The organism is Undibacterium sp. Ji49W, assembly GCF_049340205.1.
In the GTDB taxonomy this organism is placed as follows: Bacteria; Pseudomonadota; Gammaproteobacteria; order Burkholderiales; family Burkholderiaceae_D; genus Undibacterium.
Map to the genome: position 1 here is coordinate 91,603 of NZ_JBMPOW010000010.1, position 18,230 is coordinate 109,832.

The window sequence follows — 18,230 nt, forward strand, 5'->3', positions numbered from 1 at the left end:
ACCTTTAATCGCATTTGACAGAATGGCGTCCTTGCCCGGGCAACATCACAGGGCAAGGATTTGCCAATATGGCAGACGAAAAAATTTACACGTTCGCCCTGACCAGGAAATCTATTCCTATCTCACGCCAGCACTCAATCTCTTTTTGCAGCCAGTAGGCAACGGTAGGATGCACGCTAACCCAGTCACGTTTCATTTCCAGCTCTACCCTGCCCTTCATCTTCAGGCGGATATCTTCAAAATCGATTTCTGCACGTGAATGCATGAGCATGACCGACAAACGCAGCGCCAACACAGCCTTGGCAAAATCCACATCTGCAAGACCATCACCGATCTTGCGCAGGTTACCTTTCTGACTCAGGATCAGCTTGCTCATCACCCTTTGTTCACGCGTGGTAAAGCCTGCCATATCAGCATTTTCTATCATGTAAGCGCCATGCTTGTGATAGCCGGTATGCGATATCACCATGCCGACTTCATGCAGCATCGCACTCCATTGCAACAGTCGGGTATAGGTTTCCGAAGAAGGTTTCAATTGCAGGTAGAGCGACTTCGCCATATCTGCCACCCGATCGGCACGTGATACATCACTGTGGAATAACTTGGCGATCGATTGCACTGACAGTTCACGACGGTCACGCTTGGTGGCACGCAGGTACAAATCCCACATTACGCCCATACGCAGACCGGCTTCTACCGGCAGCAAGACAGCAATATTAAATTCCGTCATCAAGCCTATCAGTATCGCCAGGCCACCCACGACCATGGCAACGCGTTCAGGCTTAATGCCACTCAATTCCAGTTTATCTATCTGCCCGGTCTGCACGCAATATTGCTTGAGCAGATTAAGGTTTTTCAGCGTCAATGTGCCATCACCCAGGCCACCCTTGCTGATCGCATCTGAAATCGCCCGCATGGTGCCAGATGACCCATAGGCCTTGCGCCAGTGATGTGGCTGATATGGCGGAGCAGAATCTTCAAACATGGAACGAGCAGACAGGATTGCCGCTTCAAAAGCTGCATCCGTCAGACGTCCATCCGGGAAAAAACTGGCACTATGCCTGACCGTACCAATGCTGAAAGATTCCACTTTGATGATCTCATGGCCATGCCCCAGTATCACTTCGGTAGAACCGCCACCAATATCCAGCACCAGCCTGCGCTCACCAGGAATCGCCACGGCATTCGAGACACCCATATAGATCAGACGGCCTTCTTCTTCGCCGGATATCACTTCGATGGGGCAGCCTATTGCGGCTTCTGCCAGCGGCAATAATTGCGCGGCATTTTTTGCAATACGTATGGTATTGGTAGCGACAACGCGCAGATTTTCTACCGGATACGTGTCCAGAATTTCACGAAAGCGTGCCAGGCAGGAAATGGCTTTTTGCATCGCCTCTGGCGTCAGATTGCCATTCTTGTCCAAGCCCGCAGCAAGACGTATCGGGTCGCGGGCGCTTTTAACGACTTTAATGACATCACCCTCATGTCGGGCAATGTGCATGCGAAAACTGTTGGAACCCAAGTCAACGGCGGCCAGCATGTTTTCTATCCTTTACTGATGATAATGATGATTGAACTGAATTAAGCATAAATGATATTAATCATTTTTTATGACCTGACAGTGACCAGCTTGTAACATGCCACAACTAGAACTCATTTCATAAATAGGAATGAGTTCCAGCCACTAATGCACAAAGAAACGTCTTTCCATGGCTTCCAGGCCTGTGGTTTTCAGGACCTCAGCAAGACGCTCTGCCGGCCGCCTTGCCGGCAGGTTTTTATATTCGGCCACGATCAATTCGTTTTTCATGGAATGTTCCCATCCTACCAGTTCCGTGACCCTGACCTGATAACCGTGCGCTTCCAGTTGCAGGCAACGCAGCACGTTGGTGATCTGGCTGCCAAATTCACGTGTGTGAATCGGGTGACGCCACATTTCTGACAACGGGTTATTCCGCACCGCTTCACCCTTGGCTTTACGCAGCTCGGATGCCACTTCGGCCTGGCAACAAGGCACCAGCACCATGAACTGTGCCTTCTTCTTCAGCGCAAACTGTATGGCATCATCGGTTGCCGTATCACAGGCATGTAATGCAGTAACGATATCAATTTTTTCAGGCAGGGCATCCGATGTAATTGAATCGGCAACCGACAGATTCAGAAAAGACATGCCAGGAAAATCCAGTCTTTGCGCCAGCTCGGTCGAACGCTGCACCAGTTCATCCCTGGTTTCTATGCCATAAATCCTGGCCTTGCTTTGCGCCTGTGCTGATTTAAAAAACAGGTCATACAAAATAAACCCCAGATAAGACTTGCCTGCACCATGGTCCACCAGGCTGATGTCTGCATGGTCTTGCTGCAGTTTTAGCAACAGCGGTTCAATAAACTGATACAGGTGATACACCTGCTTGAGCTTGCGGCGACTATCCTGATTCATCTTGCCGTCACGCGTCAATATATGCAGCTCTTTCAGTAATTCCAGAGACTGACCAGGACGTATTTCATGCTTCTCTTGTTTATCTTGCACTTCTGCCACTTTACTACCGGTCTTTTTCATGGTGATCTACTCGTAACTTATACATCCAATATACATTCAGCATAAGGCCATGATAATTCCACAGCCAGCAAAAGAAAACCCGGCAGCCTGCGCCATGTGTCGCATGGAGGTGAATACCGAAGCAAACGATGATGTAACAGCATTTTTAATGAATGGGCAGCACTCGTCAGACTACAGCCATTGCTTCAGTATTACAGATATCTGCGCAGTAAAACAAAAAAGGACTCAGGTATGACACCTGAGTCCTTTGTTTTGGTAGGCCGTGCGGGATTCGAACCTGCGACCAACGGATTAAAAGTCCGCTGCTCTACCAGCTGAGCTAACGACCCAAAACTGCTAAAAAAGATAAAGACTTAGTGATGCGACCTAAGTCTTTGGTATTCGTGGTAGGCCGTGCGGGATTCGAACCTGCGACCAACGGATTAAAAGTCCGCTGCTCTACCAGCTGAGCTAACGACCCGAAGACCGAGATTATAGTATGTTCAGGCTACCCTGTCAACGCTGCTGGCAGATTATCGCCCTTGGGCCTGCCGTTGACACTACTTCATGGCTGACAAACGGTTCTTGGCAGCCTGTGCGGCTTCGGTTTCGGGGTACTGAGCAATCAGGCTTTCCAGCACTTTCTTGGCTGCTGCCTTTTCTTTCAGTTCCATGTGGCAGGAGGCGATATTGAGCATGGCTTCCGGTGCCTTGGGATGGTCAGGATAAGCCTTCACCAGTTGCTGCATGGCTGCGATGGTATTGCGGAAATCACGCTGGGTGTAGTACGAATTACCCAGCCAGTACTGGGCAGAACCGGCATAGGCCGATTGCGGATAGTTCACCAGGAAGCTGGAAAATGCGTTTGCTGCATTTTTATAATCTGCCCCCTTGAACAGGGTCATGGCGGCATCAAAGGCGCGCTGCTCATTGACATCCACGGTTGCTTCCTTGCCATCCACGGTCATGCGCTTGGGTTCAAGCTTGCGTACACGATTGTCCAGGTCGACATAAAAATCCTGCTGGCGGCGCTGGGTATTGGCGAGGTCATTGCTGAGCACTTCAATTTGCCCACGCAGTTTGGCAATTTCTGCCCGCAGTTGTTCATTCTCATTGGCCAGTTCAAGCGCGGTGCTTTTGTCAGCCTTGGTTTCCAGCTTGGCATCAAGCTTGTTGCTGACGGCATCGACCTTGTTGCGCAAATCCAGTATGGCCTTGCGTGCTTCATCATCATCAAAAATGCCGGCTGAGGCGACAGAAGGTGCCAGTGCAATGGCGATAGCCGCTGCAATGAAAGAAGTGCGTATGGAATTGAGTTTCATGGCGATCTGCAAAAAAATGGAAACACGCCGGAGCAGCTATGGCAGCTATCCGGCGTTGAACGCAAATGAAGACCATACATTGCCAGGTCTTCAAACACGAAGATTACTTGTAGATGATGTCTGAACGACGGTTTTCAGCCCAGGAAGCTTCGTCGCTGCCAGTTGCTTTTGGCTTTTCCTTGCCCAAAGAAACAGCTTCGATTTGTGCTTCTGACACACCCAGCAGGCTCAGGGCTTTACGTACTGCTTCAGCACGTTTTTGGCCGAGTGCCAGATTGTATTCGCGGCCGCCACGTTCATCAGTATTACCTTGAATCAGGATGCCACGGTTTTTATTGGCAACCAGATACTTGGCATGCGCTTCGATAACAGGCTTGAATTCATCTTTGACGGTGTAACTGTCATAGTCAAAATACACGCTGCGTTTTGCCAGTGCACCTTGTGTCAGCGGATCAACTGTTGTTGTCACTGTTTTGACGGAGTTAGGATCAGCCTGGGTAGTCTGGACAACAACCGGTGCTTTTTCTTCCACTTTTGCTTTATCTTCCAGAGGGACTTTGGAAGCGCAGGCACTCATCAGAACGACGCTGGAAATCAGCATGGCCAGAGTCTTGGATTGGGATGTGAAACGCATTTTCTCTCCTGATTAAATAAATGAATACCGAAATAAATACTGCTTACTTCATGAAAGGACCCCAGGTGGGCTCCCGAATATCTCCGGCCTGAACCGTCAATTTCTGCTTCACCTTGCCATCTACCGACACCACAGCGAGCGAGCCGCGACGGCCTGATTCTGTGGCGTACATGATGTAACGGCCATTGGGTGAAAAACTCGGTGACTCGTCTTTGGTGGTGTCGGACAATCGCTGCTCCTGACCACTGGCCAAATCCATGACGTAGAGCTGGAATTTTCCATCACGACGTGAAATATAAGCCAAAGTCTTGCCATCCGGGGATATTCTTGGTGTGATATTGTAAGTGCCGCTAAAGGTTACCCTTTTTGCTTCGCCACCTGCAGTACTGATGCGGTAAATCTGCGGACCGCCACTACGGTCACTCAGGAAATAAATCGATTGTCCGTCAGCAGAAAATTGCGGCTCGGTATCAATGCCGGAACTGCTGGTCAGCTTTTGCAGGTTACTGCCATTCGCACTGACGGTAAAAATCTGGGTCTGGCCATCGCGCGAGAGCGCCACCGCCAGCTTGCTGCCATCAGCCGACCAGGAAGGTGCAGAGTTGCTGCCCTTGAAGTTGGCAATGATGGTACGTTCGCCGGTAATCAGGTTTTGCACCCAGATGACAGGCTTGCGTGATTCAAAAGAAACATAGGCCACCTTGGTGCCGTCTGGCGACCATGAAGGTGAAATGATGGGTTCAGCAGAACGCAGGGCGATCTTGGTGCCTTCGCCATCAGCATCGGCAATTTCCAGGCGGTATTCAGAGCCAGCTTTGGTGACATAAGCAATGCGGGTAGAAAATACACCACGCACACCGGTCAGCTTTTCATAAATATCATCGGCAATACGATGGGCTGTAAGGCGGATATTGCCAGGTGGTGCGGATACTGAAAAGCCAGCCAGCGCAGCCGATTTCAGGGTATCAAACAATTTGTAACGCACATCGAAACGGCCATCGCTCAGGCTTTGTACACTGCCAACGACCAGAGCGTCGGCCCCTTTGGATTTCCAGTCACCAAAATTGATGGCGGCGTTTTCATTCAGCACGACATTGGTATCAATCAGCCTGAAATAACCACTGCGGTTCAGGTCATCCTTGATGATACTGGTCACTTGCTGGGGCGTCAGGGCTTCATCGGTAAAGCCGGCAATGGCAATCGGAATCTGGTTGGAACCGACACCAGACACTTCTACCCGTATTTGTGCATGCACGGGTGCCAGAACGCTCAAACTGCTTACTGCGGCCAGCACGGCGGACACTGCAATTTTTTTCAACATGGACATCATTGGTATTTATTCTTCCTTCATACGATAAACCAGCTCAAGGCTGGGAGGCACTTCGCCCGACTTGTCACGAGGAAAAGGAGCAGACTTTTCTATGCCTTTTGCCACTGCTTCGTCAAAGCTGGGTATACCCGATGATTTAAGTTTGCGTATTGCACCACGGAGTGAACCATCTGGCAATAGGTCTATGTGATATTCGACTGTAGGATTACCGGCCGTGCTGTCAATTGCACTGAAATTGGTGTTGGAACGAACCTTGGCGGCAATTTTTGCAATATAACTGGGGTCGCCGCGATTATTTCCTGTCGATTTGGCAACAACACCTGAGCCACCGCTACCCGTATTGGCCGCCTGACTGGTCATGCGCTGCATTTGTTCTTTGAACAATTTATCGCTGGCAAGCTTATCCTTGGCCAGTTGTTTCTTTTTGTCGGCATCTTCCAACGCCAGTTTCTCTGCCTTGCGTTTTTGCTCGGCCAGTTTTTCCTGTTGCTCTTCCTTGCGTTTTTTCTCAGCCAGTTCGCGTTGCAGTTCTTCTTCTTTTTTCTTTTCCAGCAACTTGCGCTTTTTTTCCTGGGCGATCGCGATTTCCGGGTCTTCCTGCCTGACTTCTTCCTTCAAAGGAACCGGTTCTTTGGGTTTTTCTTCAACAACCGGCGGGGGATCCGGCTGGATAACAGGTTTGGGGGCTGCTTCACGGGTGGTCAGATCCCACACTTCGGCCTCAACCGCTGTGCTTTCCTTGTTTTGCCAGCGTATGCCTACCCACAGAAAGCCAATCAAAAGAATATGCACGAGTGCAGCCAATACGATGGACCGCAACTGACCTGACTGATGCCGGTGATAACCTGGATACGCTTGCTTGGAAACCTGATTCATAGTCGATGAGACTTCATTTGCCTGACTTGGTTCCGGGAATTGTTCGCCATATCAGTAACAAAGTGCCAATCAAATTGTTGTAACAGCTGAAATTATAAACTGCAAAGTGCATTTTCCCTCAAGACTTGACGAGTTCACTCATAACAAAAAGCCAATCCGTGTAGAATTTAATCGCCGCTTGCCCCATTTTGCGGTAACTCGCCCCATGCAGACACCTCATTTTAAATACATCATGTCCAGCTTACCCATACCCGGCGCAGTCATTTACGCAAAGAACCTGAGCAAACTCAGTCATTTTTATGAGCAAATCATGCAGTTTGGCATAAGCCATGCCGATGACACGTATTCTATCCTTGCATTGTCTCACTTCCAGCTGGTGATACACGCCATACCAGCGCATATTGCCGATACTTTTGACATCAAAACCCCACCTGAGCGCAGAGAAGATACTGCCATCAAACTGGTCTTGCCCGTCAGCGATATCGGCCTTGCACGGGAAACTGCCGCCCGTCTGGGCGGACAAATTGATGCGTCTGAACATGAATGGGAATTTCAGCAGTGCCGCATCTGCGACGGTTACGACCCGGAAGGCAATGTATTCCAGATCAGGGCATTTTTACCCCGGCACGGGAAATAAACAATACAGCCGCCCACCAAGCTAGCGGATAAATCACAGAAAACGTGTTACCTGGACCTGATTTGACATGGAATTCAAAAACGTAGCGGTAACAGAAGTCGATACCTTGCTGGAGATGCTCATTGATTTGGGCCATAGCGACGGCGTGAAAGAAATACGCACCGACCGGGATGCGCTACTCGGCGCGCTGTTTGGCCCTGAACCGGCAGCCATGGCAAAGTTTGTTCTGCTACAGCAGAATATCGTCGGCTTTGTCATTTATTCGTGGAAATGGGGTACCTTCACTGGTGTCCGTGACATGTATATGCAAGCCATCTACATACATCCAGATTACCGGCGCCAGGGGCTTGCACTGGGCATAATGCAACATCTGGCCGGTATTGCCCAGGCACATGCTTGCAGCAGAATAGAATGGCTCACTGTCAAAGACAAAGCCATGAGCAGGCAATTTTACGATTCCATCGGTGCCACAGAGGCAAGCCATATGGTGGTGCGCCGTTTGCAGGGTGAGGCGCTGAGCAGACTGGCAAGCAGCCCTGCGGGTTCTGCACTATCCACGCAATCTACAACATAAAACGCCCCTGAAAATCAATGAACGCCCTGCCCTTGCTGGCACCAAAACATGCAGGCAAGAGCAGGATTGGCGGCGTCACTTCAGGTCAGCCGCTTCAGGCGTCGCAAGTACTGGCCTGGCGTGCCTACATTCAGGTAATCATGGCCGTCGAACAGGAAAGTGCGCTTTTGCACGGTAGCTGTGTAGGCCCGCATGACATCAGAAAACACATTCATGACTATCGTGCCGCCAAGATGCGGGTGATTGGTATCCATCTCGACGGTATAGGTACCAAAATAGGCATACGGGCTGGCAGTGGCAAAGCTGTCGATCAACAATGAATGCGGTACCTCCCACGGTTTGGCCGGCGTCAGCCATGACGACTGCGGTGCCCCGCTAAAGGGATCTGCCGGAATCGGCAGTGGCGGATTTTGCGAAATCATCAGGCTGAAATGCCCGCTTTTGTCATACACCCAGTAACCAGCAGATGGATTACCCCAAGGGTAGGTTTTTTTGGTCGGGTCGTTCGGGTCATCGCCGATATCCCAGGCTTCTACCATTTCCCAGGTGCCGATAATGGAATGCGCATTCAGACTCATGATGTCTCTCTTTCTTACCGTATTGGAAATAAACTATTTAGGAAAACCCTGATTGATCCATGCCTGAAACATGGCAACCTGTGCCGTGGTCAGAGGGGGATATGGCGGTGGCGGCATGCCACCTTGAATCTGCGTCAACACCATGTCGGCATTGGCCTTGACCTGTTCATAATCCGTCAAGTCCAGCCGCCACATCATGGACGCGCGAAATTGATTGAACAACGGGGCAATATCTTTTCCAAAAGAAACCATGCTCATGATCTCAGCTCCATAAAATCAACAGGTATTTTCCAGACACCGCCGCTACCGGCGCGCGTCACAATGTCTTTTTTTGCAGTAAATTCAAAATCGCCAAAGTCCACCACATAGACAAACGCAGCATCAGCAGAAAACGCTACATCGATGGGGCGGTACCATGGCAGTTGCGGTAAAGGATGCAGGCTCCAGTCACGGGTATTCACCCGTACCAGATTACGCCCGACACGCGGGCCGGGTGGCCCTGTCATGGGGCGTTCATCACCAAACTGCGCCACCAGCAAATCTCCGGCATATGACAGACTGTCTGGTATCAGTGCCATCTTGACGGCGCAGGCATTCACATCAAATGCCAGCAGCGGCGATTCTGGCGGCGGCAGTTCTGCATGGTTGGTCAACACAAATTCCTGCGCCACACCATCCGGGCTGCGATAAACCGGTGAGCTGACAGGTTTTCCACCCAGATAGTCTGGCCAGCCATACCAGGCACCCTGTTTGATCTCGAACAGAAAATCAGGGCAGTTCCAGACCGGACGCACACCACGCACATCGGTTCCCTGCTCGGTCGCGATCAAACGGCCATCCGGCAAGAACAGCAAGCCATAGGCATTGCGTATGCCCCAGGCCACCAGTTCCAGCTCACTGCCATCCAGATTGCAACGCATGACACTGGCCGTGCAGGGCAATTGTGCCGCCATGCGGGTATCCGCGGCATGCACCTGACCATAGCGGGCAAAGGCACTGGTGGACACCAGTCGCCCTTCCGGATCGGTAATGCTCGCCACCTGTCCACTCAGGCTGATGTCATAACCGGGAATATCCGCCGCATGTTTGATTTCACGCAGCCATGCAAGATCATTCGAATCGGTACCTATGATGCCGCTATTGGTCATGGCCCCCTGACCAAAATAGATTTTATGATCCGGTCCGATTGCCACCATGTTGGTATGGTAGTTGCCAAACCCAGGCAAATCATCCAGCAAGGTATGGTGCTGACCGGTTGCCAGGTCCAGGCGGCTGATACGCCCCGGAAAACCGCCTTCAGAAATGATGAGGCTATTGTCATGCCAGACCAGGCCATTCACCGGTTGTCGCAAATCCTTGAGCAACTCGGCGACGCTGCCATCTTCATTGACACGTAACACTCGCCCGCCCTTGGGGGCATGGTCAAACGGCAAACCCGACTCTGCCACATAGACCTGGCCATCCGGCGCCAGCGCCAGACTGGTAGGAAAATTAAGCTCGGTAACAAATGCGCGCATGGTCATCAATCAGTCTGCGATCATCATGCGCACGGCAAGAAAGCACAGGTAAGCACCAGCGAGCATTTCTATGCGCCGTGGCATAAACCGGCGCAACCAGTTGGCCAGGTACAATCCTGAACAAGCCATGGCCGCACTGATCACCCCCACCACAATGGCAGAAGTGAGTACCGGTGCACTGGAAAAACTGATGCCGGCACCGGCAATCACGTTGTCAAAGCTCAGTGACAAGGGCAGCAGAAACAGCACGGCTTTGTGATTCACAAAATCCGGCAAGGCCTTTGCCTCATTGCGAAAAGCCAGCCACAAGATCACCACCCCGCAGGCCAACATCACCAGCGGTGCCAGGCCATTGGCCAAGGGACCGATCTGCGCAAGAAAAGTACGCCCCAGCAGCAGGCCGAGTATCGCACCACCCAGTTCGCAGATACAAAACCCCAGTGCCAGCAGATGCAGGCGCCGGCGCTGCATGGGCATCAGACCGATGGAAGAACCTACCTGCAAATTGTCCAGGCCAGCGACAACACCAAATAAAATGACTTCAAGCATCATAGCCTCACTTGTCTTTCAAACCGTAGATACGCAGCACGCCGCCCTGTTTGCCAAATACCAGTGCACCAGCCACCATGTAGTTACCGGCCACCGCAGGCCCCAGGCAATAGCCATAACCGCCATTCATGCCGCCGGTCTGGTCGCCCAGCTGATCTTGCCACAGCATTTTTCCGGTATAGGCATCAAAGGCATACACCGCCACTTTGGAGGTGGAAAAGAACACCAGGTCATTCACCACCACCGGTGAACTGAGGCCGGATTCGCCGGGTGTCCGGTACATAGGTGGCTGTGCTTCGATATACAGTCGTGGATCGCTGTCATCCATGGCCCAAGCATCTTCCAGGGTTTCCCAGTCGAGCGCCCGCAGGAAGGGAGTGGTGCGGTAATCAATACCAGCTTCAACATTGTGATAATTATTGCCACCGACACCCATGAACAGACGCCCCAGTTTTGTATGCACGGCTGCCGTGCTATAGGTGCCGGAATAGTTTTCCTGATCTTCTTCATCCGACGCCTGATTCGGCACATAAGGATCAAGACGCTGGTCATTCGGTGATACGTGCGGGTCAACAGTCGGGATCTGGCTGCCGTCATTGTAATAAGGCAGTAACTGGCACCAGTTCAGCAATTTCAATGTAGCTGCATCAAGCCTGAAGAAGCCGCCATTCTTGCAACCGGCAGTCACCACGCGCTGGCCATTGATGGTCATCAGGGTGGGTGATCCGCCAAAGTCAACATCAACGTCAGAGGAACGATAACTGCTTTCAGGTGGCGGCTGGAAAAAACCACGGAACGTGCCCGTCGCGGCATCCAGCGACAGGATGCCGTTGGAAAACCCTTTGCTGGGCAAGGCACTGTCCGGCACCGGATTGCCGGTGGCACAATACAGGCGATCCAGTCGCTCATCATAGGCAATGGATGACCACACAGAGGCCCCGCGTATGGCCGGATTGTTCGGCCCCATTGAATACATGGCAGGCAAGCTGCCAGACACCGATTCGGGCGGTAATACATTCGGCAAATTGGGTACGCCTTCTTCATACTGGCAGGTGCAATAGATCCATTGCACCTGCCCGCTCAGTGCATCCAGCGCATACACAAAGCCAAAGCAGCCAGGGTTTTCACCCTCGCCCATGCCAACAAACACCAGGCCGTTAGTGCCATCCTGCGAAGCAACCACAGGGGACGACCAGCCCGCAGCAGGGACACCAGCACTGACATCACCGAGGTTGGAGGTGGGCTGATTATGATCCGGGTCAGCATGGCGCAGATCAACCACCCAGTTGAGACTGAGATCAGTCGCATTCAGGCAATAAAACTTGCCGTTGAAAGCACTGAAATACACATTGTTGTTCCATATCGCAGGTGTACAGCCCATGCCCATGAAGCCGTGGGTGTCGCCCTCTTTTGGATCTATCGGCCATTCATAATGGGCCACTGTCTTGCCGCTGGCCAGTTCAATTTTCATGAACTTGCCACCGTTTGCACCAGGTAATTCATGGTTGTTGGCCAGACCGACATACAGATAGCCGTCCACGATGGCAGGCACTGACAATACCGGGCCAGGAATCGGTACATCATGCAGCAGCGCAAAGCGCTCCAGGCTGTCACGATTGATGTCGCTGCCCTGTACCTCGCCGGTATGGGCAGTGTCACCATGAAACATCCACCAGTTAGTTTGCGTCATCGATGTTCTCCAAAAAATCAGGCGGGAATATAGTCAAAGGTCGGACCGGCAGTCTGGCCGGGTACCACTTCCTGGGTCATCAGCAGTTGCGCCTGCTCACGCAGTGCCTGCATGGACAGCAGGGCCAGCGCCAGCCGGTCTGGCTGACCATTGAATACGGCATGCAGCTTGCGCAGCATGTCTGAATAGGTGGCATTGAAAGTCAGGTTCAGGTCGGCAATGCGCGGCTGGTGTGTATAGTTCAGTCTTTGCGGATTGCTGATAACGGGGTAGATACCACCGGCATCAAATTCTATGCGGTGGCCTTCGAATACCCATGCCGGTTTGCCTGGCTGTGGATCAGGGTTGGCAACGAGTTTCCTGCCATAATAAATTTCGGCATATTTGTAATAGTGGGCCAATTGATGTTCCGGATCGATAGGACTGACATCGCTGCCCTCGCCCTGCTCGACGATCATATCAATGGCTGCCAGCGCACTGGCTTCGTCCGTGACACCCTTGTACTGCAATTCGGGAAAACCCGTGACCAGCTGTTTTTCCGGCTTGCCGGTAAAAATATTGCCAAGCTTGCCGAGTGCCGTGATTTCTTTCTGTATATGCTGATAGAACTGCCCTATCGTCATGCCATCAGGTGGTGGATCAACGCCATCCACCGTTTTTGCCGGCTCCTCTATCACCATAAACACATCATGTACCAATTGTTTCGACATGGCCGCCAGCGGCACGATCAGGCTGTCTTCCACAGCACCAGGCAAATGACCAGGGTAATGGGGAATAAAACGCGGATGGTCGATTTTCGGGTGGCCACCTATCGCATTGAGGACATTACAGTCCAGCGCCATATGCAGCATTTCCTGCTTAACGATGGACTTGATGAGATAGGCAATTTCCAGGTTCTGATCAGTCTTGATCGAATACAGGGCATACAGATACGGCGGTATGGTCGAATGCTCTAACTCTATGGCTGTTTGCAATGAATGTTTGAGCGCTTTCAGGCGACCTTCAAAGCTATTGTCATGACATTCAATCAGTGCATGTTTGAGGCGAATCATGAATTCTCCTTGCTGGGATCAGTGCTGACGGTTATTTCATTTACGTTATTTCATTTGCGGGTCATGGATCGCAAGCCTGGTGCGCGCTTGCAATGCCTTGTAGTGATTTGTTGTGACTTGTAATGGCTTGACTATCTGTGACTGACAGCAGCCACTGGCGCTGCTGTCTGGTATATGGGTGGCATATGGGTGATACATCGTCATCTCCCTATTGGTGCTATTGGTGCTATTGGTACTATTGGTACTATTGGTACTGCGATGATGTGGCAACGGCGATTAAAATACGGCTTGCATTTTATGGTCTTATTATCATCAGCCAAGATTGCAATATATGCAAGGCATTAACATATAAATAAGAAAAAATTAACAATTATGTGCCATTTATGCAATTGCATATTTGGACTGACCTGCTCCTTCAAACAAGCTCCCCCCTGGCAACGAGATGCGCGCCACATGAACAGTACGCCAAAAAGTTCACCAACCAGTCACAAATCATTGAAATTTCGGCATGAAGTACCGAATTTCAGTACTTCATGTGCAGCAAGACTAAGCCTGTGATTTTCAAATGGCGCTGGCATTCATTCTTTGCGAGACTTCGCTTCGAACTCTCCGCCGGAGAGCTTTAAGCGGCAAACAGGCCGCTATGAATATAAGCACTTTGCGTATCTCGATTAAAGGAACACCATGAACACCATTTTCAAACTCAGTGCCATTGCTCTTTCCAGTTTTATGGCCATGTCATTTTCTGCCCATGCAGAAGACAAGACTGCACCTGAAGCAGAATCTCAGGCAGTCGTTGGTGCTGGCGTATTTTACGGACCTGAATATGTAGGCGCGAAGAAGAACCGCTTCGGCCCTGCACTTTTTGGCGAATACAAAAACAAGAATGGCTTTTTTGCGAGCACCACACGGGGCGTCGGTTTTGCCACGAAGGTCGATGACTTCAATTTAAGTGCCGCAGTCGGTTACCGTGCAGGCCGTGAAGATTCACGTAATTCAAATTCTCTGTTCAGTTCTGATGATCTGAAAGGCATGGGCGACATCAAGGGTTCTGCCACTGCCAACCTGCACGCAGGTACCAATATCGCTGGCCTGATCAATGCCACCGTGGATGCCAACCTGGCTTTGTCCCATCGCGAAAACGGCAATATGTATCGCTTTGGATTGTCCGCACCGCTGATGCAAACCAATACCGACAAAGTGGAAATTGGTGCATCGCTTAATTATGGCGACGCCAAATACAACCAGACTTACTTTGGCGTGACACCTACGCAAAGCGCCAATTCCGGCTACAAGGCATTTACCGCCAAAGCCGGCTTCTCACAAGCCACCAGCAGTGTCGCATGGACACATGTGATTGACAAAAACTGGTCAGTACGTACGGCCGCTGGCGTATCACAGGTATTGGGCGACGCAGGCGACAGCCCTCTGACCAAAAAGAAAACCAATCCACTCGTCATCACCACGGTGAATTACGCGTTCTGATTTCTCTCTTTGTTTTACTTGTAGGAACCTGTTTACGATCTGTAGCGAGCGAGCGTCAGCGGGGTAAGGGTCACTAAGCGCAGCGCAAAAAGCGGAATGTACTTAAGTACATGAGCATTTTGAGCAGCACATGAGCCCCGATCACGCTCGCGCAGTAAGATCGTAAGCAGGTTCTAAGTGTGTTTGATAGCGGAACTGTGTCCTCCCTCACAGTTCCGCTTTTTTTTGCGTGGTAACTGCAATAATATCTACTGCCTATTCCGACTCATTCCGACTCATTCCGGCTTGTTGCGCAAGGCCGTCATGACGCCGGCAATTAACAAGGCGATGCCCAGCAAGGTCACAGGTTCAGGAAATTGTCGCTTCAGGATAAACGCATACGTCAGGGCTGCCAGGGTTTCAAAGACGATCAATTGTCCGGCCAGATTGGTGGGCAATAACTGGCTGGCCTTATTCCAGCACAGGGTACCTATCCAGGATGCAAACAAGCCTATGATCAGCATGAGGCCTATGAAGTACTGCGGGCGCGGGCCAAACGGCATGGCAAAATCCACCTGCGTTGCATTCATTCCGCCCCACAATAGCAAATAACCCAGCACAGCCAGTGGCAAGGTTGCCACTCCCTGCGCGCTGGCCCATATACGTGGATGACGGTCTGGATGATGACGCAGCCAGTCTGCATTGCGCAAGGGATACCAGGTCCAGCAAGCTACGGCAATGATGGCCAGACCGGCACCGCTCAGATAGGTCAGCAAATCGGCACGATTGGCCGTTTTCAAGGCAGTGACTTCTGCCTGATTGACGCAAGCAACGCCTATTGCGATCATTAGCAAAGACGGCAACATGCGGCGCCATGCAATGCGGCCATCACGTTCGACATTACGGTAATTGGCGGTGATGGCGATCACTACCGGCAAGGTACCTATCAGCATGGTAGGCAAAGGTGCACCGGCACGCTGTATGGCGCTGGCCAGGCACAGGTAATACAAGAGATTGCCGATAGCTGCCAGCTTCAGTGCTTCCAGCCAGTCAGCCCTGGTCAGCAGGCGCAATTGCCGGCGGTCCAGCCAGGCCAAAGGCAGGGTGATCAGGCCAAAAGCCAGATACCGCCCCACCGATTGCAAGGCCGCCGGATATTCAGGCAATAACAGAGGCCCGATAAATACCAGCCCCCACATCAAACCCGCTGCCAACGCATAAAAAATACCTGCCCACATTTCTGGCCTTTCGCAAATAAAGCCAGCTTATAAGTTAGGCCTTATTCTGTCTTGTACCAGATTGCGGTTGTCCGACAGTTTTGCGGAATACGGCCAGGCAGGACTACATGCCCTGACTTCGCACCTGCTGCTGATAACGTGCCGGCGTGACACCATAGCGACGCACAAATGCCTTGTTCAGGTGGGATTGGTCGCTTAAACCGGTCGCTGCTGCTACCTGGGCTGGCGGCAAGCCTTTGCCAAGCAGGCATTTGGCTTCGAACAGGCGCAAGGCCATCAGCATTTGCTGGGGTGTTGCATGGTACTGGGTTTTGAAACTGCGCAAGAAATGGAAAGGGCTCAAGCCCGCCACCAGGGCCAGTTTGTCCAGGCTAAGGGTTTCTGCCAGGTTGGCACGCATATACTCCAGCACATCGGCAAAGCGCTGTCTGGCTTCTGTGGCACGCGGTTTGTCGACACAGGCGTGCTGACGAAACCCGTTCAATAATTCAAACATCAGGCTGTCAAAACTCAGTTCATCTTCTGCCTGCCATAACTGCTCCAGCAGATAACTGAGCTTGCGCGCACTCAGCGCATCATGGGCCACGGCATCGCGAAACCACCAGCCATGTTCACCACTTATTTCTTCGAGCGCTTGCGGGTCTATATACAACATGCGATAGCGCCAGCCTGTTGCCGTTTCTGCCCTGCCGGTATGCAGTTCATCCGGGTTCATCATCACCACGGTGTCCTTGGGGGCCAGGTGATCACTGCCAGCGTAACGGAATCTTTCCACACCAGATTCTATCGCCCCCAGGCCAAAGGCTTCGTGCGTATGTGGTTCAAATGCATGGGCAACGATGTGAGCCCGGTATAGCTCTACGCCTGGCCGGTGGGCGACATGCTTGAATTCGGCCCGGTCAGATACATGTTCAAACACTTGCGGCACACCAGGAAACACCATGCCCGCATGTGCGACCTGGCCATCAGGTCGTTCCAACTGGGTATCGGTGTTTATTACTGTTGGTAGCATGATGGCTAAGGCTACAAGACGGTTTCAACGCCACGATTGGCTAGCTGGTCAGCGCGCTCATTGCCGGGGTGTCCAGTATGGCCGCGCACCCAGCGCCAGTCTATTTCGTGGATGTTGCGCGCTTCATCCAGTTGCTGCCACAGATCGACATTCTTGACCGGGGCCTTGGAAGCCGTTTTCCATCCCTTGGCTTTCCAGCCGGTAATCCATTCGGTAATGCCTTTCAGGACATACTGGCTGTCAGTATGCAGGGTGATCTGGCAAGGGCGTTTTAAGGCGCCCAGAGCTTGTATCACAGCCATCAATTCCATACGGTTATTCGTGGTGTCTTTCTCGCCACCGAATAATTCTTTTTTCTTGTCGCCAGCCACCAGCAAAGCACCCCAGCCACCAATGCCCGGGTTTCCCTTGCAGGCACCATCCGTATATATATCTATTTTATCCATGTTTATTTTTTGATTTGTTGGCGACCGGCAACGCGTGCCCGGCAGCTATGCGTTTCTGTTTCCAAGCGGGGCCGATCAGGTGCATGCCCTTGACGCGCTTTACCGCCTGCAACATATACACGGCCCCCAGGTAAGGCCACCAGCGCTGACCAGCCTTTTCCATAAAGCGACAGCGCTGCAACCATTTTTCCGATTTGAAAGGGGGCGCATAACAACCAAAGTCGCTGCTGCCAATTTCCATATCCAATAATTTCAACCAGTCCTTGAGCCGCGGATGGCTGATGAATTCACCTTCCGTGGGCAAGAAATAATTCTTGCTCAAACGTCCGCTGGCCTGTCTTGCGCCCCACAAACTGTTGCGATTGAAGCCGCTGATGATGACCCGGCCTTCGGGTATCAATACCCTTTCCACTTCACGCAATATCTGATGTGGTTCAGCGGCAAATTCCAGCACATGCGGCAACACCACCAGATCGATACTTTGCGATTCAAAAGGCAATTCGGCAAAATCATGCACCACGACCGTAGGCCGGTTTTGTTTGGGCGCAGCCGGGTCGGGCAAGCGCGAATCGGTCAGCCAGCGGTGCGGCATGCGGCTGGCTGCCAGCGCATCGATTTGCGGCAAACCGATTTGCAGCGCATTATAGCCAAAGATATCCACCGTCAGCGTATCGAGCAGATTTTGCTCCCACTCACGGATATACAGGCCGGCAGGCAACTCTAACCAGGCACCCAGGTCTATAATGTTTTTTTCCAAAGCTTCCATGCGCGT

At 51.8% G+C, this 18,230-nt stretch carries 19 protein-coding genes and 2 tRNA genes; 3 read left to right on the forward strand and 18 right to left on the reverse strand.

All coding sequences use genetic code 11. The features are described from left to right. Positions 1–85: 85 nt before the first annotated feature. The 8 genes from ACO0LK_RS14040 to ACO0LK_RS14075 form a co-directional block, all read right to left on the reverse strand. Positions 86–1,543, reverse strand: a complete 1,458-nt coding sequence (locus ACO0LK_RS14040; RefSeq protein ID WP_422976015.1) for a Ppx/GppA family phosphatase — start codon at positions 1,541–1,543, stop codon at positions 86–88. A gap of 144 nt (positions 1,544–1,687) precedes the next feature. Next, the gene (locus tag ACO0LK_RS14045) at positions 1,688–2,560 is read right to left on the reverse strand and encodes a class I SAM-dependent methyltransferase (RefSeq protein WP_186949020.1); all 873 of its coding nucleotides are present in this window, start codon (positions 2,558–2,560) and stop codon (positions 1,688–1,690) included. A gap of 253 nt (positions 2,561–2,813) precedes the next feature. Beyond that, positions 2,814–2,889 (reverse strand) — tRNA-Lys (locus tag ACO0LK_RS14050). Positions 2,890–2,944: 55 nt separating this feature from the next. Further along, a tRNA-Lys gene (locus ACO0LK_RS14055) sits at positions 2,945–3,020 on the reverse strand. Between the two features lie 79 nt (positions 3,021–3,099). Next, positions 3,100–3,861, reverse strand: coding sequence for a tol-pal system protein YbgF (gene ybgF / locus ACO0LK_RS14060; protein WP_186949016.1), 762 nt, complete (start codon positions 3,859–3,861; stop codon positions 3,100–3,102). A gap of 103 nt (positions 3,862–3,964) precedes the next feature. Then, the gene (pal, locus tag ACO0LK_RS14065) at positions 3,965–4,495 is read right to left on the reverse strand and encodes a peptidoglycan-associated lipoprotein Pal (RefSeq protein WP_186949015.1); all 531 of its coding nucleotides are present in this window, start codon (positions 4,493–4,495) and stop codon (positions 3,965–3,967) included. Positions 4,496–4,538: 43 nt separating this feature from the next. Further along, positions 4,539–5,825 carry a Tol-Pal system beta propeller repeat protein TolB gene (tolB, locus tag ACO0LK_RS14070; RefSeq protein WP_186949014.1) on the reverse strand — a complete coding sequence of 429 codons (1,287 nt, stop codon included), beginning with the start codon at positions 5,823–5,825 and terminating at the stop codon, positions 4,539–4,541. A gap of 6 nt (positions 5,826–5,831) precedes the next feature. Beyond that, positions 5,832–6,701, reverse strand: a complete 870-nt coding sequence (locus tag ACO0LK_RS14075) for a TonB C-terminal domain-containing protein (RefSeq protein ID WP_422976018.1) — start codon at positions 6,699–6,701, stop codon at positions 5,832–5,834. Positions 6,702–6,933: 232 nt separating this feature from the next. On the opposite strand from ACO0LK_RS14075, the gene ACO0LK_RS14080 reads away from it, so the two are divergent. Further along, positions 6,934–7,338 (forward strand): hypothetical protein, encoded by a 405-nt coding sequence (locus tag ACO0LK_RS14080; protein ID WP_422976020.1) that lies wholly within the window; start codon positions 6,934–6,936, stop codon positions 7,336–7,338. Positions 7,339–7,405: 67 nt separating this feature from the next. After that, positions 7,406–7,912: a GNAT family N-acetyltransferase gene (locus ACO0LK_RS14085; RefSeq protein ID WP_422976022.1), complete on the forward strand. Its 507-nt coding sequence runs from the start codon at positions 7,406–7,408 to the stop codon at positions 7,910–7,912. An 80-nt stretch (positions 7,913–7,992) separates the two neighbouring features. Here ACO0LK_RS14085 and ACO0LK_RS14090 read toward each other — a convergent pair whose 3' ends face one another. From ACO0LK_RS14090 to ACO0LK_RS14115, 6 genes are read right to left on the reverse strand one after another with little or no spacing between them, the layout of a single operon-like run. Then, positions 7,993–8,490 (reverse strand): lipocalin-like domain-containing protein, encoded by a 498-nt coding sequence (locus ACO0LK_RS14090; RefSeq protein ID WP_422976024.1) that lies wholly within the window; start codon positions 8,488–8,490, stop codon positions 7,993–7,995. 33 nt (positions 8,491–8,523) lie between these two features. Beyond that, positions 8,524–8,748 carry a hypothetical protein gene (locus ACO0LK_RS14095; RefSeq protein WP_186949009.1) on the reverse strand — a complete coding sequence of 75 codons (225 nt, stop codon included), beginning with the start codon at positions 8,746–8,748 and terminating at the stop codon, positions 8,524–8,526. Continuing rightward, entirely contained in the window at positions 8,745–10,007 is a 1,263-nt protein-coding gene (locus ACO0LK_RS14100; protein WP_422976026.1) for a PQQ-dependent sugar dehydrogenase, read from the reverse strand. Before ACO0LK_RS14100 ends, ACO0LK_RS14095 begins: the two co-directional genes overlap by 4 nt. Before the next feature lie 9 nt (positions 10,008–10,016). Continuing rightward, the gene (locus ACO0LK_RS14105) at positions 10,017–10,556 is read right to left on the reverse strand and encodes a manganese efflux pump MntP family protein (protein WP_422976028.1); all 540 of its coding nucleotides are present in this window, start codon (positions 10,554–10,556) and stop codon (positions 10,017–10,019) included. Positions 10,557–10,563: 7 nt separating this feature from the next. Beyond that, positions 10,564–12,246, reverse strand: a complete 1,683-nt coding sequence (locus ACO0LK_RS14110; RefSeq protein WP_422976030.1) for a PQQ-binding-like beta-propeller repeat protein — start codon at positions 12,244–12,246, stop codon at positions 10,564–10,566. Between the two features lie 17 nt (positions 12,247–12,263). Beyond that, positions 12,264–13,298, reverse strand: coding sequence for a ferritin-like domain-containing protein (locus tag ACO0LK_RS14115; protein ID WP_422976032.1), 1,035 nt, complete (start codon positions 13,296–13,298; stop codon positions 12,264–12,266). A 684-nt stretch (positions 13,299–13,982) separates the two neighbouring features. Here ACO0LK_RS14115 and ACO0LK_RS14120 point away from each other — a divergent pair. Further along, on the forward strand, positions 13,983–14,783 hold the full coding sequence (locus ACO0LK_RS14120) for a MipA/OmpV family protein (protein ID WP_422976034.1): 801 nt from the start codon (positions 13,983–13,985) through the stop codon (positions 14,781–14,783). Positions 14,784–15,058: 275 nt separating this feature from the next. Here ACO0LK_RS14120 and ACO0LK_RS14125 read toward each other — a convergent pair whose 3' ends face one another. The 4 genes from ACO0LK_RS14125 to ACO0LK_RS14140 all read right to left on the reverse strand — a co-directional run bounded on the left by ACO0LK_RS14125 (position 15,059) and on the right by ACO0LK_RS14140 (position 18,224). Then, positions 15,059–16,000, reverse strand: coding sequence for a DMT family transporter (locus ACO0LK_RS14125; RefSeq protein ID WP_422976036.1), 942 nt, complete (start codon positions 15,998–16,000; stop codon positions 15,059–15,061). A 103-nt stretch (positions 16,001–16,103) separates the two neighbouring features. Further along, positions 16,104–16,943: an AraC family ligand binding domain-containing protein gene (locus tag ACO0LK_RS14130; RefSeq protein ID WP_422976257.1), complete on the reverse strand. Its 840-nt coding sequence runs from the start codon at positions 16,941–16,943 to the stop codon at positions 16,104–16,106. An 80-nt stretch (positions 16,944–17,023) separates the two neighbouring features. Next, positions 17,024–17,458 (reverse strand): ribonuclease HI, encoded by a 435-nt coding sequence (rnhA, locus tag ACO0LK_RS14135; protein ID WP_422976038.1) that lies wholly within the window; start codon positions 17,456–17,458, stop codon positions 17,024–17,026. Then, the gene (locus ACO0LK_RS14140; protein WP_186949000.1) at positions 17,451–18,224 is read right to left on the reverse strand and encodes a class I SAM-dependent methyltransferase; all 774 of its coding nucleotides are present in this window, start codon (positions 18,222–18,224) and stop codon (positions 17,451–17,453) included. Before ACO0LK_RS14140 ends, rnhA begins: the two co-directional genes overlap by 8 nt. Positions 18,225–18,230: the final 6 nt, after the last annotated feature.